Genomic DNA, 15,318 nt, shown 5'->3' on the forward strand with positions numbered 1-15,318 from the left:
CATGCTTTTGAGCGACTGCTCAAACGGAAGGTACAGGTGTTTGAGCAGTCGCTCAAGTCGGCATTCGGGCACAAGAAGGCACAAGAAAAGCCCCCGCCCGAAGGGCGGGGGCTTTCAGGAGTGCGAGGCGTTACGCGGAGAGGTAGCGCTCCACCGTGTCGACCTTGGAGGTCAGACCGTCCGTCACGCCGGGGCGGATGTCCGCCTTCATGACGACCGAGACGCGGGGCGCCCGCGCCTCCACCGCGGCGACGGCACGCTTGACGACGTCCATCACCTCGTCCCACTCGCCCTCGACGGACGTGAACATCGCGTCGGTGCGGTGGGGCAGGCCCGACTCGCGGACGACGCGGACCGCGTCGGCGACGTACTCGCCGACGTCCTCGCCGACGCCGAGCGGGGTCACGGAGAAGGCGACGATCATGCGCCCACGACCCCCTCGCGGCGGGCACGGGAGGCGATCACCGCGTTCTCGGCCTCACGCTTGAGCTTGCGCTCGGCGAAGAAGCCGCCGGTCGGCAGGACCGAGAGGACGAAGTACAGGGCGCCGGTCTTCAGGTCCCACTTCGTGCGGTTCCAGGCGTCCAGCCAGAACACCACGTAGAGCACGAAGAGCACGCCGTGGATCATGCCCATCGCCGGCACGGCGTTGAACTCCGTGGTCCGCTTCAGCACCGAGCAGACGAGCAGCAGCAGGAAGGAGACGGCCTCGGGGGCCGAGACCAGGCGGAGGCGGCGGAGTGCGGAAGCGGTCTTGATGTCCACGGATCACCTTCGGGTGGGTGGGCGGCGGGAGGGGGCGTACGCACGGCGCGCGCTGATCTTGTGAACGCGCGCACAAGCGACCCCCATTGTGACATCGGGGTGTTCTCGGGGTTCGCTCAGGGCCCTTCACCCTGTTCTGGGCGGGTACGCGGCGGCTACCGTCGGTTCGTGGCTACGTTCCGGCTCCAAGGGAGCAGAGTGCTCGCCGTCGACATGACGGGCGACGCCGTCAAGGCGAAGAACGGCTCGATGGTGGCGTACGACGGCCAGATGGCCTTCAAGAAGATGACCGGCGGCGGCGAGGGGATCCGGGGCATGGTCACCCGGCGCGTCACCGGCGAGCAGATGACGGTGATGGAGGTGAAGGGGCACGGCACCTGCTGGTTCGCCGACCGCGCCACCGAGATCAACCTGGTGCGGCTGCAGGGCGACAAGCTGTACGTCGAGGCGAGCAACCTGCTGTGCGCGGACGCCGGCCTGCGCACCGGCACCAGCTTCACGGGCCTGCGCGGCGCGACCCAGGGCAACGGCCTGTTCACCACGACCGTCGAGGGCACGGGCCAGGCGGCGATCGTCTCCGACGGCCCGGCGGTGGTGCTGCGCGTCTCCCAGCAGTATCCGCTGACGGTCGACCCGGGCGCCTACATCGCCCACCAGGGGAACATCCGCCAGAGCTTCCAGTCCGGCGTGACCTTCCGCACCTTCCTGGGCGAGGGCGGCGGCGAGGCCTTCCAGATCCGCTTCGAGGGCGACGGCCTCGTCTACGTCCAGCCCAGTGAGCGCACCACGATCGCGGGGGACGTGTGACATGCCCTTCCGAGAGATCAACTCGAAGATGATCGAGGCCCAGGTGCAGCCGGGCGCCAAGATCTTCAGTCAGCGCGGCGCCATGCTCGCCTACAAGGGGGACGTCTCCTTCACCCCGAACATCCAGGGCGGGCAGGGCGGCCTGATGTCCATGCTCGGGCGCCGGGTCGCGGGCGAGGCCACCGCCCTGATGACCGTCGAGGGCAGCGGCACGGTCCTCTTCGGGCACGGCGGCCACCACATCCAGGTGATCGGCCTCTCCGGGGACACCCTCTATGTCGAGGCCGACCGCCTCCTCGCCTTCGACGGCACCCTCCAGCAGGGCACGATGTTCATGGGCTCGCAGGGCGGCGTCATGGGCATGGTGCGCGGCCAGGTCAGCGGCCAGGGCCTGTTCACCACGACCCTCAAGGGCCACGGCGCGGTCGCCGTCATGGCGCACGGCGGCGTCATCGAGGTCCCGATCACCCCGCAGCGCCCGGTCCACGTCGACCCGCAGGCCTATGTGGCCCACCACGGCGACGTGCGCAACAAGCTGTCCACGGCGCTCGGCTGGCGCGACATGGTCGGCCGCGGCTCCGGTGAGGCCTTCCAGCTGGAGCTGTCGGGCAGCGGCGCGGTCTACGTCCAGGCCTCGGAGGAGAAGCTGTGAATCCGAACGTGTCCACGCCCGCGGGCGCGCCCGCCGTGTTCGACCCCATGACGCTGCCGTCAGACGACAACGTCAACGCGTACACCTTCTGCGTGGAGCTCAAGGGGAACCAGTGGTTCCTGCAGAAGGGGAAGATGATCGCCTACTACGGACGGATCGAGTTCAACGGCATCGGGCACGGCCGTCTCGACCGGCTGGTCCGGACCAGCTTTCATTCGCCGCTGCACGCAAGCGACTGGGTCGTGGCGGACGGCCAGGGCAAGATGCTCCTCGCCGACCGGGCCTTCGACGTGAATTCGTATGACCTGGAAGACGGCAACCTGACCATTCGCTCCGGCAACCTCCTCGCTTTTCAGCCAACTCTCGCGCTGAAGCAGTCGATCGTTCCGGGCTTCCTGACCCTGATCGGAACCGGAAAGTTCGTCGCCGCGTCGAACGGCCCGGTGGTCTTCATGGAGCCGCCGATCCGCGTCGATCCACAGGCCCTGGTGGGCTGGGCGGACTGCCCTTCACCGTGCCACCACTACGACCACGGATACCTCACAGGCGTGATCGGAGGCGTGCGGGCACTGACCGGCATCGGTGGCACGTCCGGCGAGGAGCACCAGTTCGAGTTCGTGGGCGCCGGCACGGTCCTGCTCCAGTCGACCGAGGCGCTGATGCCCGAGCAGGCCTCCGGAGAGGTGCCGCAGCAGGCCGGCGTGCCGGGCGGACGGGGCACTCCGGGGCAACCGGGCCAGCAGTCCGGGACACCGCGCCTTCCCGGACAACTGGGGGACCTCCAGCGTCGCTTCGGGCTGTGAGCGGTAGTCTGCGGAGTGTGACGGCGAACGTCTGTGCCCCTCGCGAGCCAGGGGGTGCGAGGCGCGTCACACCCGACCGTTCGTTCACCTTTCAACTTCTTAGGTAGAATCGATTCCATGGAGACCGAGACGGCCCCGCAGTGGCTGACCGACGAGGAACAGTGCGCTTGGCGCACCCACGTGGAGGTCAACAGGATGCTGACATATCAGCTCGAAAAGGACCTTCAGCCGTTCAACCTGACCATGAACGACTACGACATTCTCGTGCATCTCTCAGAATCGGAAGACCTGCGGATGCGCATGAGTGATCTCGCCGCCGCCACTCTGCAGTCCAAGAGCCGCCTGTCCCACCAGATCACCCGCATGGAGAACGCGGGCCTGGTGCGCCGCGAGAACTGCGAGTCCGACCGGCGCGGCCTCTACACCGTCCTCACCGAGGAGGGCATGGAGACCATGCAGAAGGTGGCACCGCACCACGTCGCCTCCGTGCGGCGGCACTTCGTCGACCTCGTCTCCCCCGAGGCGCTCGGCGATCTGCGCAAGGCCCTGACCCCGATCGCGGAACACCTGCGGGCCCAGCGCGGCAAGCCCTGATCCGCTCCCGCGCGACCGGCCGTGCCGTCCCTCAATCCGCCGACGACTGAGGGCTGGGCAGCCGGAGCACGAAGAGCGCACCGCCCGACGGCGCCTCCCGGACCACGAGCGTGCCGCCGTGCCGCGCCGCCACGTCCCGCGCGATGGCAAGGCCCAGACCGGCCCCGCCCTCGTCGCGGCTGCGGGCATCGTCGAGACGTACGAACCGCTCGAAGATCCTCTCCCGCTCGCCCTCCGGCACGCCGCTTCCGTCATCGGACACCTCAAGGACCGCCCAGGCACCGTCGCTCCGGGTGGTGACCGTGACGCGGGAGCGCGCGTGCCGTTGCGCGTTGTTCAGGAGGTTGGCGAGCACCCGAGCCAACTGGCTCCGGGAGCCCGCCACTTCGACGCTCTTCAGGTCCGCGTGCACCTCGACGCGGTCCCGGGTGCGCTGCGACAGCTCCTCGCGGACGAAGGCCGCGAGCTCCACCCGCTTGCCGCCCGGCTTCTCCCCCGCGTCCAGGCGGGCCAGGAGCAGCAGATCGGCGGCGAGTTCCTGAAGTCGCACGGTGTCCTCGACGGCGCCGTCGACGTCCAGCAACTCGGGGTGGGCGGCGCCCACTTCGAGCTGGGTGCGCAGCGAGGCGATGGGGCTGCGCAGCTCGTGCGAGGCGTCCGCCACGAAGCGGCGCTGACGCTCCACCGAGGTCTGGAGCGCGGTGAGCGTCTCGTTGGTGGTGCGCGCGAGCCGGGCGATCTCGTCGTGCGTGTCCGGCTCGGGCACCCGGCGCGCCAGGTCCTCCGACGCAGTGATCGCGGCCATCTCCTCGGTGATGGCCGCCACCGGGCGCAGCGCCCGACGCGTGACCAGCCAGGTGACACCCCCGACGACCACCAGGAGCAGCGGGAATCCGATCAGCATCGACGTCAGCGCCGTGGAGACCGCGCTCTGTTCGGCGGAGAGCGAGCCGCCCGCGTAGACGGTGAGGTCGCCGCGGGACTCCGTGCCCACCTCGACGGCGGCGAAGCGGTAGTCGGCGCTCTCGCCGTCGACGGTGGCCGAGCCGCTGCTGTAGTCGGTGTCGTCGGAGATGTCCCCGGCCTCGGACTCGTCGTCGCCCTTGTCCCCGCCCTCGCTCTTGTCCTCGCCGTCGCCGTCGTCGTCGGCGGGCGGCTTCCCGGCGGCGGAGCCGGGCGTGACCGCGTCGACACCGGTGCCGCTGATCTTCTCCAGGTCGTCGCTGGCGGCCACCAGCCTGCCGTTGTCGTCGACGACCTGGACGGGGGTGTCCTCGTCGTCGGGCAGGTCGAGGTCGGCGTAGGGGCGGTCCGACGCGAGCTGCAGGGCGACCTTGCGGGCGGCGGCGTCCGCCCGGGAGTCCGCCTGGTCGGTGAGGTTGGCGCGCAGCGCGAGCAGCACGGCGGCGCCCGCGGCGACCAGCGCGAGGGCGACGACCAGGCTCGCGCCGAGCGTGGCGCGGGCCCGCACGGAGCCGAACAGCCGCCTCATCGCGGGGCCTCCAGACGGTAGCCGGCGCCGCGCACGGTCTTGATGAGGGCCGCGCCGAGCTTGCGCCGCAGCGTGCTCACGTACACCTCGACGATGTTGGGATCCCCTTCGTACGCGAAGTCCCAGACGTGCTCCAGGATGTCGCCCTTGGAGACCACCTCTCCGGCCCGCAGCACCAGTTGCTCCAGGACCGCGAACTCCTTGGCGGTGAGGGTGACTTCGGCCTCGCCGCGGAAGACGCGGCGCGCGGCCGTGTCGACCTTGAGGTCGCCCAGGGTGTGCACCGGGGAGGGCCCCGCGGAGCCGCGCCGGCGCAGCAGCGCCTTCACCCGGGCGACCAGTACGACGTACGAGAAGGGCTTGGTGAGGTAGTCGTCGGCGCCCGTGTCGAGCCCCTCCGCCTCGTCGTACTCGCCGTCCTTGGCGGTGAGCATGAGGATCGGCACGTCGTTGCCCGCGGCGCGCAGGGTGGAGCAGACGCGGTAGCCGTTCATCCCCGGCAGCATGATGTCCAGGACGACCAGGTCGTACGTGCCCTCGCTCGCGCGGTGCAGTCCGTCGATGCCGTCGTGGACGACGTCGACGGCGTAGCCCTCGGCGGTCAGGCCCTTGGCCAGGGACAGGGCGAGGCGCTTTTCGTCCTCGACGATCAACAGGCGCATGCGTTCAGGGTGGCAGAGCGAAGCTGAAGAGTTCTTCAGGCGGCTTCAGGTCCGGTTCAGGATCGGTCCGCCAGATTGGTCCTCGTCGAAAGCGAACGGCCCGGCGCCGGACGACGGAGACCGGCCCAAGCGCCGAACCACTCGGCACCAGAGCCGACACGACTCGGGAGGAACCCTCATGAAGCGCAACATCGTCATCGCCACCGTCGCCGCCGTGGCCCTCATCGGTGGCGGTACCGCCACCGCCCTCGCGGTCACCGGCGACGACGAGTCGTCGGCCGCCAAGAAGTCGAGCGTCCAGCTCAAGGACGACGGCCGCGACGACGCCGCGGAGAACACCGTCGAGGCGAAGGCCGCGAAGGTGACGGCGGCGGACGCGATCAAGGCGGCCCTCGCGAAGACCGGCGGCACCGCCGTCTCCGCCGAGCTCGACGAGGAGGACGGCGGCCTGGTCTGGGGCGTGGACGTCCTGAAGGGCAGCACCTGGCACGACGTCGAGGTCGACCCCGGCACCGGCAAGGTGCTCGGCACCTGGGTCGACAAGGACGACGACGCCGACGACGCGGCCGACACCGCCCGCCTGAACACCGCGCTGAAGGGCGCCTCCACCAGCGCCGAGGACGCCGCGCGGGCCGCCGCCGCCAAGGGCGAGGTGACCTCCGTCGACCTGGACGACGACGGCACGGCGACCGCGTGGGAGGTGGAGACGACGTCCGCCAAGGGCGCCGAGTCCGACTGGCACGTCGACCTGAAGACCGGCAAGGTCACCGCGGACCGCACGGGCGACCACGACGACCACGACGGCCGGGACGACCACGACGGTCAGGACGACGACGGCTCCGACGACTGAGCGACGGCCCCGGAAGCCCTCTGGGCGACCGCCACCCCCGTCCCTTCCCCCGCTCCCCCCGCCAGGGCGGCGTCACCGACGCCGCCCTCGGCGCGTGCCGCCGAGCGCAGGCCCGCCAGCGCGCCGAGCACCGGAGCGAGCGCGGCCCCGGCGAAGCACCAGGCCAGTGGGACCTTGCCGACCAGAACGCCGGCCGCGGCCGTGCCGCCCGAGAGCCCCGCGTTCACCGCGGTGTTGACCCAGGCGCCGGCCTGCGTGCGGGACGCGGGGGCCACGGACTCGTCCGCGATCAGATAGGCGGTCGTCAGCGCCGGGGCCACGAACACCCCCGCGCAGGCCGCCGCGACGGCGAGGGCGAGGAGTCCGGGCGCCAGGCCCGCGACCAGCGTCGTCGCGCCGAGGCCCACGGCGAGCACCGGCAGCCGCGTACGCGCCGAGGAGCGCCAGGTGATGCCGCCGTGCAGCAGCCCGCCGGCCGCGCTGCCCACCGAGAGCGCGGCCAGGACCCACGCCACCGCTTCCGGGCGTCCCGCGTCCTCGGCGAAGGCCACGAAGAGCAGGTCGAGGGCACCCAGGCAGAGTCCGACCCCGGCGACGGCCGCCACCGGCTGCCGCAGCCCCCGCCACGCGCCGCGCCGCGTGCCCGTGCCCTTGCCCCCGGCACGGCTTCCGGCCCGGCTTCCGGCCCGCCGCCCCCGCACCGCGGGCGAGGCGAGGAAGGCGAGCGTGCCGCCCCAGATCAGCGCGGCGCTCAGCGCGATGCCCGCGGCAGCCGGTCCGATCCCCACGATCAGCCCCACGAGCAGCGGTCCCGAGACGAAGAGCAGCTCCTCGGCGACCCCGTCCAGGCTGTACGCGCGTTGCAGCGACTCCCGGTCGCCGTCGAGCAGTTCGGCCCACACCGTACGCATGACGGGTCCGAGCGGCGGCGTACAGGAACCGGCGAGCGCGGCGAGGACGCCGAGGACGGCCGGGGCCGTGCCGGGCCGCCACGTCACCACGGCGAGGACGGTGAGCAGCGCCGCGTACGCCGAGACCATCGGCGCCAGGACGCGGCGCGGGCCGTGCCGGTCGACGAGCGCGGCACGGACGGGCGAGAGGAAGACACTGGTCGCCCCGAACAGCGCGGCGACGGTCCCGGCCACGGCGTACGAGCCGGTGGCGTCCTTGACCGCGAGCATCAGGGAGAGGGAGACCGTCCCGTACGAGAGACGGGCGACCAGGGCGGTGGAGAAGGTGCGCAGGGCATGCGGGGTCCGCAGCACGGCGAGATACATGGGGATGTTCCTCTGGAGTCAGAGCGACATGAGGGTACGCCGAACACCCGTGTGGGCCACGGCAGTTCGTGGCGGGCGCGGGTGGGGCGGGCCCTATGCCAAGAGGAGGAACATGAGAGTGACGATATCCGCTGGACCGGTGATCGGTCAGCCCCCGCGCGAATGGGGGCGGCGCCGGGCCACGGCGGTTCGGGTGCCCCGGACCGCCGGGCGCGGGTCAGGGCGCCGTCAGGAGGACGTGACGCCCTCGACCAGCTCGTCCGCCGCCGCGTAGGGGTCGAGCTCGCCCGCCACGATCCGCTCCGCGAGAGCGGACAGGCGGCGGTCGCCGTGCAGGGAGCCGATCCGCTCGCGCAGTGCCGTGACGGCGATCGTCTCGACCTCGCGGGCGGCACGGGCGGCGCGCCGCTCGGCGAGCACGCCCCGCTCCTCCATCCAGGCCCGGTGCTTCTCCAGCGCCTCGACGACCTCGTCGACGCCCTCGCCGCGCGCGGCGACCGTCTTGACGATGGGCGGCCGCCAGTCCCCGGGGCCGCGGGACTCGCCGAGGCCCAGCATGTGGTTGAGCTCGCGCGCGGTGGCGTCCGCGCCGTCGCGGTCCGCCTTGTTGACCACGTACACGTCGCCGATCTCCAGGATTCCGGCCTTCGCCGCCTGGATGCCGTCGCCCATGCCGGGTGCGAGCAGGACGACCGAGGTGTCCGCCTGCCCGGCGATGTCCACCTCGGACTGTCCGACGCCGACGGTCTCCACGAGGATCACGTCGCAGCCCGCCGCGTCGAGGACGCGGATCGCCTGCGGCGCGGCCCAGGCGAGCCCGCCGAGGTGACCGCGCGTGGCCATGGAGCGGATGTAGACGCCGGGGTCGGACGCGTGGTCGGACATCCGCACCCGGTCGCCGAGGAGCGCGCCGCCGGAGAACGGCGAGGACGGGTCGACGGCGAGCACCCCGACCCGCTTCCCGGCCCGCCGGTAGGCGCTCACCAGCGCGGACGTCGATGTCGACTTGCCGACACCGGGCGATCCCGTGAGCCCCACGACGTACGCGTGGCCCGCGAGCGGAGCCAGCGCGGCCATCACTTCGCGCAGCTGCGGCGACGCCCCCTCGACCAGTGAGATCAGCCGGGCCACGGCCCGCGGCCTGCCCTCGCGCGCCTGCGCGACCAGGGAGGGGACGTCCTGCATCACAGCTCCGTTCACTACGCGTACGGGACGGGTGTGCGGCCGCGTACGGGACGTACGCACACCCACCCGGTACGGGACTTGCCTGAGGGGGACGGGAACCGGCCGGGGATCAGGCCTTGGCCACCTTCACGATCAGGGCGTCGCCCTGACCGCCGCCACCGCACAGCGCGGCCGCGCCCACGCCGCCGCCCCGGCGCTTCAGCTCCAGGGCGAGGTGGAGGACCAGGCGCGCGCCGGACATCCCGATCGGGTGACCCAGCGCGATGGCCCCGCCGTTGACGTTCACCTTTTCCGAGGACACCCCGAGGTCCTTCATTGACTGCACCGCGACGGCGGCGAAGGCCTCGTTGATCTCGATCAGGTCCAGGTCCTCGACCTGGAGGCCCTCCTTCTTGAGGGCGTGCAGGATCGCGTTGGACGGCTGGGACTGGAGCGAGTTGTCGGGGCCCGCCACATTGCCGTGTGCCCCGATCTCCGCGATCCAGGCGAGGCCCAGCTCCTCGGCCTTGGCCTTGGACATGACCACGACCGCCGCGGCGCCGTCGGAGATCTGCGAGGCGGTGCCCGCGGTGATCGTGCCGTCCTTGGCGAAGGCCGGGCGGAGCTTGCCGAGGGACTCGGCGGTGGTCTCGGCGCGGATGCCCTCGTCCTTGGCGAACAGGACCGGGTCGCCCTTGCGCTGCGGGATCTCGACGGGGGTGATCTCGGCCTCGAACAGGCCGTTCTTCTGGGCGGCGGCGGCCCGCTGGTGGGAGAGGGCGCCGAGCTCGTCCTGCTCGGGGCGCGCGATGCCCAGGCGGGTGTTGTGCTTCTCGGTGGACTCGCCCATCGCGACGCCGTCGAAGGAGTCGGTCAGGCCGTCGTACGCCATGGAGTCGAGCATCTCGATCGCGCCGTACTTGTAGCCCTCGCGGGACTTGGGGAGCAGGTGCGGCGCGTTGGTCATGGACTCCTGGCCGCCTGCGACGACGACGTCGAACTCGCCGGCGCGGATCAGCTGGTCGGCGAGCGCGATGGCGTCGAGGCCGGAGAGGCACACCTTGTTGACGGTGAGCGCGGGGACGTTCATCGGGATGCCCGCCTTGACGGCGGCCTGGCGCGCCGGGATCTGCCCTGCCCCGGCCTGGAGCACCTGCCCCATGATCACGTACTGCACCTGGTCGCCGCCGATGCCGGCACGGTCGAGCGCGGCCTTGATCGCGAAGCCGCCCAGGTCCGCACCCGAGAAGGACTTCAGGGAGCCGAGCAGACGGCCCATGGGCGTGCGCGCGCCCGCGACGATCACTGAGGTGGTACCGGTCGTTCCAGACATGTGGCACGGCCCCTTGGGAGGAGAGGAGTTAACGAGGGTTTATCTGAATGTACTGAGCGGTACCCCACGCGTCACCGGGCCGCGAGTGTGATCGCGCGCACGTTGCGTAATCACCGCAACAAGCGCTGCACTTGAAGCATGCTGACGCGAATCGATCACATCGGGATCGCCTGTTTCGACCTCGACAAGACCGTCGAGTTCTACCGGGAGACGTATGGCTTCACGGTCTTCCACACCGAAGTCAACGAAGAGCAGGGCGTGCGCGAGGCCATGCTCAAGATCAACGAGACGAGTGACGGAGGCGCCTCCTACCTGCAGCTTCTCGAACCCACCCGGGACGACTCCGCGGTGGGCAAGTGGCTGAAGAAGAACGGTGAGGGCGTGCACCACATCGCCTTCGGCACGGCCGACGTGGACGGCGACGCCGCCGCCGTCAAGGACAAGGGCGTGCGTGTCCTCTACGAAGAGCCGCGCATTGGCTCCATGGGGTCGCGCATCACCTTCCTGCACCCCAAGGACTGCCACGGCGTGCTCACGGAACTTGTCACTTCGGCGCCCTCCGAGTCACTGGAGCACTGACCTCCGTATATCTGGGCCGGTAGGCTTAGCGGCGGCCGCCCGATGTCGGGGCGGCCACATGCCGGGGTCCGGGTTTCGGGGGACGAGCGTCGGGGCAGCAGCCCCTGCTCCGCTGTTGATCTGACACCATTCCCCGGGGGCCCCGTTCGGCGGATGGACGGGGCTCGTTGGAGAGACTTCCGACCAGGAGTGGGGCATCCCCTGCTCGAGCGGAGCCGAGAGCCGGGGGAAGGATGGGACCGCGCAGTGCGGGGCTACGAACGCCAAGAGAACTCGCGGGCTGAGACCGACAGTCTTTCGCGGTTCGAGGCCGAGATGGACCGGCTGAGGACCGAGCGGGAGAAGGCCGTCCAGCACGCCGAGGACCTCGGCTACCAGGTCGAGGTGTTGCGCGCCAAGCTGCACGAGGCGCGCCGCAACCTCGCGTCCCGCCCTGCCTACGACAGCGCGGACATCGGTTACCAGGCCGAGCAGCTGCTCAGGAATGCCCAGATCCAGGCGGAGCAGCTGCGCGCCGACGCCGAGCGCGAGCTGCGCGAGGCCCGTGCGCAGACCCAGCGCATCCTCCAGGAGCACGCGGAGCAGCAGGCCCGCCTCCAGTCCGAGCTGCACACCGAGGCGGTCACCCGGCGCCAGCAGCTCGACCAGGAGCTGAACGAGCGCCGCCAGACCGTCGAGTCGCACGTCAACGAGAACGTGGCGTGGGCCGAGCAGCTCCGGGCCCGCACCGAGCAGCAGGCCCGCCGGCTGCTCGACGAGTCGCGTGCCGAGGCCGACCAGGCCCTGGCCGCCGCCCGCACCGAGGCCGCCCGGGTCGCCGAGGAGGCCCGCCAGCGCGTCGCCGGCGACGCCGAGGCCGCCCGCGCCGAGGCCGAGGCGATCCTGCGCCGCGCCCGCACGGACGCCGAGCGCCTCCTGAACGCCGCCTCGACCCAGGCCCAGGAGGCCACCGACCACGCCGAGCAGCTGCGCTCCACCACGGCGACCGAGTCGGAGCAGGCGCGCCGCCAGGCCGCCGAGGCGAGCCGCACCGCCGAGCAGCGGATGGCGCAGGCCGAGACGGCGCTGCGCGAGGCCCGCACCGAGGCCGACAAGGTGGTCGCCGAGGCCAAGGACGCCGCCGCCAAGCAGCTCTCGTCCGCCGAGGCGGCCAACGAGCAGCGCACGCGCACCGCCAAGGAGCAGGTCGCCCGTCTGGTCGGCGAGGCCACCAAGGAGGCCGAGGCGACCAAGTCCGAGGCCGAGCAGCTGGTCGCCGACGCCCGCGCGGAGGCCGAGAAGCTGATCGCGGACGCCGCCGAGAAGGCGCGCACGATCACCGCCGAGGAGACCGCGGGCCAGCTCGCGAAGGCCGCGCGGACCGCCGAGGAGGTCCTCGACAAGGCCTCGAAGACCGCCAAGGAGACCACGAAGGCCGCCGCCGACGAGGCCGAGCGGATCCGCACCGAGGCGGAGTCCGAGGCGGACCGGCTGCGCGCCGAGGCGCACGACATCGCCGAGGAGCTCAAGGGCGCGGCGAAGGACGACACCAAGGAATACCGCGCCAAGACCGTCGAGCTGCAGGAGGAGGCGCGCAGGCTGCGCGGCGAGGCCGAGCAGCTGCGGGCCGACGCGGTCGCCGAGGGCGAGCGCATCCGCGGCGAGGCGCGCCGCGAGGCCGTCCAGCAGATCGAGGAGGCGGCCAGGTCCGCCGAGGAGCTGCTCGCCAAGGCGAAGGCCGACGCCGACGAGCTGCGCACGGCCGCGACGACGGAGAGCGAGCGGGTCCGCACCGAGGCCATCGAGCGGGCCACGTCGCTGCGCAAGCAGGCCGAGGAGACCCTGGAGCGCACCCGCGCGGAGGCCGAGCGGCACCGCGAGGAGGCCGCCGAGCAGGCCGAGACCACCAAGTCCGAGGCCGAGGACGCGGCGCGGACCCTGCGCGAGGAGACCGAGCAGGCGCTCGCGGCGCGGCAGGCGGAGGCCGCCGAGGAGCTGACGCGGCTGCACACGGAGGCCGAGGAGCGGCTGACCTCGGCCGAGCAGGCGCTGACCGACGCCCGCGCCGAGGCCGAGCGCATCCGCAAGGAGGCCACGGACGAGACCGACCGGCTGCGCGGCGAGTCCGCCGAGCGGATCCGCACGCTCCAGTCGCAGGCCGAGACCGAGGCGGAGCGGCTGCGCACGGAGGCCGCCGCCGACGCCTCGCAGGCGCGGGCGGAGGGCGAGTCCGTCGCCGTACGCCTGCGCACGGAGGCGGCCGCCGAGGCCGAGCGGCTCAAGACCGAGGCACAGGAGTCCGCCGACCGGGTCCGCGCGGAGGCGGCGGCCGCCGCCGAGCGCGTCGGCGCGGAGGCCGCCGAGGCCCTGGCCGCCGCCCAGGAGGAGGCCGCACGGCGCCGCCGCGAGGCCGAGGAGACCCTGGGCTCCGCGCGCGGCGAGGCCGACCAGGAGCGCGAGCGGGCCCGCGAGCAGAGCGAGGAGCTCCTCGCCTCCGCCCGCAAGCGCGTCGAGGAGGCGCAGGCCGAGGCCGTGCGCCTGGTCGAGGAGGCCGACCGGCGCGCGACCGAGATGGTCTCGGCCGCCGAACAGACCGCCCAGTCCGTACGCGACTCCGTGGCCGGTCTGCACGAGAGCGCGCAGGAGGAGGTCGCGGGCCTGCGCTCGGCCGCCGAGCACGCCGCGGAGCGCACGAAGACGGAGGCGCAGGAGGAGGCCGACCGCGTCCGCGCGGACGCCTACGCCGAGCGGGAGCGCGCCACCGAGGACGCCAACCGCACCCGGCGCGAGGCCTCGGAGGCCTCCGAGGCCGCCAAGTCGCTGGCGGAGCGCACGGTTTCGGACGCGATCGCGGAGGCCGAGCGGATGCGCTCGGACGCCTCGGAGCACGCCCAGCGGGTGCGCACGGAGGCCTCCGACACCATCGCGTCGGCCGAGCAGGACGCCTCCCGCACGCGGGCCGACGCCCGCGAGGACGCCAACCGCATCCGCAGCGACGCGGCGGGCCAGGCCGACCAGCTGATCGGCGAGGCCCGCAGCGAGGCCGAACTGCTGCAGAACGAGACGGTGGCGGAGGCCGAGCGCGTCCGCACGGAGGCCACCACCGAGGCCGAGCGCGTCCGCACGGAGGCCACCGAGCAGGCCGAGCGGCTGCGCGCCGACTCGACCGCCGAGGCCGAGCGGGTCACGACGGAGGCCACCACCGAGGCCGAGCGCGTCACGACCGAGGCCACCACCGAGGCCGAGCGGCTGCGCGCGGAGTCCGTGGCGAAGGCCGAGAAGCTCATCTCGGACGCCTCCGGCGACGCGGAGCGGCTGCGCGCCGAGGCCTCCGAGACGGTCAACTCCGCGCAGCAGCACGCCGAGCGGATCCGCAGCGACTCCGAGCGCGTCAAGGCGGACGCGGCCCGGGAGGCCGAGCGGGTCACGACCGAGGCGCGCGGCGAGGCCGAGCGGACCCTCGACGAGGCGCGTCAGGCGGCCAACAAGCGCCGCCAGGAGGCCGCCGAGCAGGTCGACACGCTCATCACGGAGGCCGCGGCCGAGGCCGAGAAGCTGACCACGGACGCCCAGGAGAAGGCCCTCAAGGCGACGACGGACGCGGAGGCGCAGGCCGACACGATGGTCGGCGCGGCCCGCAAGGAGGCCGAGCGCCTGGTCTCCGAGGCGACGGTCGAGGGCAACTCCCTGGTGGAGAAGGCGCGTACGGACGCGGACGAGCTGCTCGTCGGCGCCCGCCGCGACGCGACCGCCATAAGGGAGCGCTCCGAGGAGCAGCGCGACCGGCTGACCTCGGAGATCGAGGAGCTGCACGACCGCGCCCGCCGCGAGTCCGCCGAGGCGATGAAGTCCGCGGGCGAGCGCTGCGACGCGCTGGTCAAGGCCGCCGAGGAGCAGCTCGCGGAGGCCGAGGCGAAGGCCAAGGAGCTGGTGTCGGACGCCAACTCCGAGGCCGGCAAGGTCCGTATCGCCGCCGTCAAGAAGGCCGAGGCCCTCCTGAAGGAGGCCGAGACGAAGAAGACCTCTCTGGTGACCGAGGCCGAACGGATCAAGTCCGAGGCGGAGGCCGAGGCGACGCGCATCGTCGAGGAGGGCAAGCGCGAGCTGGAGGTGCTGGTGCGGCGCCGCGAGGACATCAATGCGGAGATCTCCCGTGTCCAGGACGTCCTGGAGGCGTTGGAGTCTTTCGAGGCCCCGTCGGGCGGTGCGAAGGACGGCGGCGTCAAGGCCGGGGCGGCGGCAGGCTCTACTCGTTCGGGTGGCAAGCAGTCAGAGGGCTAGCCAAAGCGCATCTACCGTGCTCCGCAAGGACCTTTGGCCCTGTCGCTGGCAAGTGCTCCGGCGGTTAGCCACTCAAAAGG

The 15,318-nt window shown here is 72.3% G+C and carries 14 protein-coding genes; 7 read left to right on the forward strand and 7 right to left on the reverse strand.

Going from position 1 to position 15,318, the window contains the following annotated elements; all coding sequences use genetic code 11:
• Positions 1 to 130: 130 nt before the first annotated feature.
• Together AB0L89_RS08915 and AB0L89_RS08920 are read right to left on the reverse strand one after the other, a co-directional pair.
• Positions 131 to 424, reverse strand: a complete 294-nt coding sequence (locus AB0L89_RS08915) for an MTH1187 family thiamine-binding protein (protein ID WP_365136601.1) — start codon at positions 422 to 424, stop codon at positions 131 to 133.
• Positions 421 to 765: a DUF3817 domain-containing protein gene (locus AB0L89_RS08920; RefSeq protein WP_055701458.1), complete on the reverse strand. Its 345-nt coding sequence runs from the start codon at positions 763 to 765 to the stop codon at positions 421 to 423. Before AB0L89_RS08920 ends, AB0L89_RS08915 begins: the two co-directional genes overlap by 4 nt.
• 168 nt (positions 766 to 933) lie before the next feature.
• Between AB0L89_RS08920 and AB0L89_RS08925 the strand changes: the two genes are divergently transcribed.
• The 4 genes from AB0L89_RS08925 to AB0L89_RS08940 all read left to right on the forward strand — a co-directional run bounded on the left by AB0L89_RS08925 (position 934) and on the right by AB0L89_RS08940 (position 3,621).
• Complete coding sequence (locus AB0L89_RS08925) at positions 934 to 1,572, forward strand: AIM24 family protein (protein WP_365136604.1); 639 nt, start codon at positions 934 to 936, stop codon at positions 1,570 to 1,572.
• Between the two features lies 1 nt (position 1,573).
• Complete coding sequence (locus AB0L89_RS08930) at positions 1,574 to 2,224, forward strand: AIM24 family protein (RefSeq protein WP_365136607.1); 651 nt, start codon at positions 1,574 to 1,576, stop codon at positions 2,222 to 2,224.
• A 47-nt stretch (positions 2,225 to 2,271) separates the two neighbouring features.
• Positions 2,272 to 3,027, forward strand: a complete 756-nt coding sequence (locus AB0L89_RS08935; RefSeq protein ID WP_365137207.1) for an AIM24 family protein — start codon at positions 2,272 to 2,274, stop codon at positions 3,025 to 3,027.
• A 117-nt stretch (positions 3,028 to 3,144) separates the two neighbouring features.
• Complete coding sequence (locus AB0L89_RS08940; protein ID WP_365136610.1) at positions 3,145 to 3,621, forward strand: MarR family transcriptional regulator; 477 nt, start codon at positions 3,145 to 3,147, stop codon at positions 3,619 to 3,621.
• Between the two features lie 31 nt (positions 3,622 to 3,652).
• On the opposite strand, the gene AB0L89_RS08945 is transcribed toward AB0L89_RS08940, so the two are convergent.
• Together AB0L89_RS08945 and AB0L89_RS08950 are read right to left on the reverse strand one after the other, a co-directional pair.
• The gene (locus AB0L89_RS08945) at positions 3,653 to 5,113 is read right to left on the reverse strand and encodes an ATP-binding protein (RefSeq protein ID WP_365136613.1); all 1,461 of its coding nucleotides are present in this window, start codon (positions 5,111 to 5,113) and stop codon (positions 3,653 to 3,655) included.
• The gene (locus tag AB0L89_RS08950; RefSeq protein ID WP_365136616.1) at positions 5,110 to 5,775 is read right to left on the reverse strand and encodes a response regulator transcription factor; all 666 of its coding nucleotides are present in this window, start codon (positions 5,773 to 5,775) and stop codon (positions 5,110 to 5,112) included. The genes AB0L89_RS08945 and AB0L89_RS08950 overlap by 4 nt, the downstream gene beginning before the upstream one ends.
• Before the next feature lie 178 nt (positions 5,776 to 5,953).
• Here AB0L89_RS08950 and AB0L89_RS08955 point away from each other — a divergent pair, with 178 nt between their 5' ends.
• A complete protein-coding gene (locus AB0L89_RS08955; protein WP_365136619.1) occupies positions 5,954 to 6,625 on the forward strand; it encodes a PepSY domain-containing protein in 672 nt (223 codons plus the stop codon).
• Here AB0L89_RS08955 and AB0L89_RS08960 read toward each other — a convergent pair.
• The 3 genes from AB0L89_RS08960 to AB0L89_RS08970 form a co-directional block, all read right to left on the reverse strand.
• On the reverse strand, positions 6,598 to 7,902 hold the full coding sequence (locus AB0L89_RS08960) for an MFS transporter (RefSeq protein WP_365136622.1): 1,305 nt from the start codon (positions 7,900 to 7,902) through the stop codon (positions 6,598 to 6,600). The genes AB0L89_RS08955 and AB0L89_RS08960 overlap by 28 nt on opposite strands.
• Before the next feature lie 228 nt (positions 7,903 to 8,130).
• Positions 8,131 to 9,087, reverse strand: coding sequence for a methylmalonyl Co-A mutase-associated GTPase MeaB (gene meaB, locus AB0L89_RS08965; protein WP_365136625.1), 957 nt, complete (start codon positions 9,085 to 9,087; stop codon positions 8,131 to 8,133).
• A 109-nt stretch (positions 9,088 to 9,196) separates the two neighbouring features.
• Positions 9,197 to 10,399 (reverse strand): acetyl-CoA C-acetyltransferase, encoded by a 1,203-nt coding sequence (locus AB0L89_RS08970; protein WP_365136628.1) that lies wholly within the window; start codon positions 10,397 to 10,399, stop codon positions 9,197 to 9,199.
• A 138-nt stretch (positions 10,400 to 10,537) separates the two neighbouring features.
• Here AB0L89_RS08970 and mce point away from each other — a divergent pair, with 138 nt between their 5' ends.
• Together mce and scy are read left to right on the forward strand one after the other, a co-directional pair.
• Positions 10,538 to 10,978 (forward strand): methylmalonyl-CoA epimerase, encoded by a 441-nt coding sequence (gene mce, locus AB0L89_RS08975; protein ID WP_365136631.1) that lies wholly within the window; start codon positions 10,538 to 10,540, stop codon positions 10,976 to 10,978.
• A gap of 246 nt (positions 10,979 to 11,224) precedes the next feature.
• Positions 11,225 to 15,238 carry a polarized growth protein Scy gene (scy, locus tag AB0L89_RS08980; RefSeq protein ID WP_365136634.1) on the forward strand — a complete coding sequence of 1,338 codons (4,014 nt, stop codon included), beginning with the start codon at positions 11,225 to 11,227 and terminating at the stop codon, positions 15,236 to 15,238.
• Positions 15,239 to 15,318: the final 80 nt, after the last annotated feature.

This window comes from Streptomyces sp. NPDC052114 (assembly GCF_040680155.1).
In the GTDB taxonomy this organism is placed as follows: Bacteria; Actinomycetota; Actinomycetes; order Streptomycetales; family Streptomycetaceae; genus Streptomyces.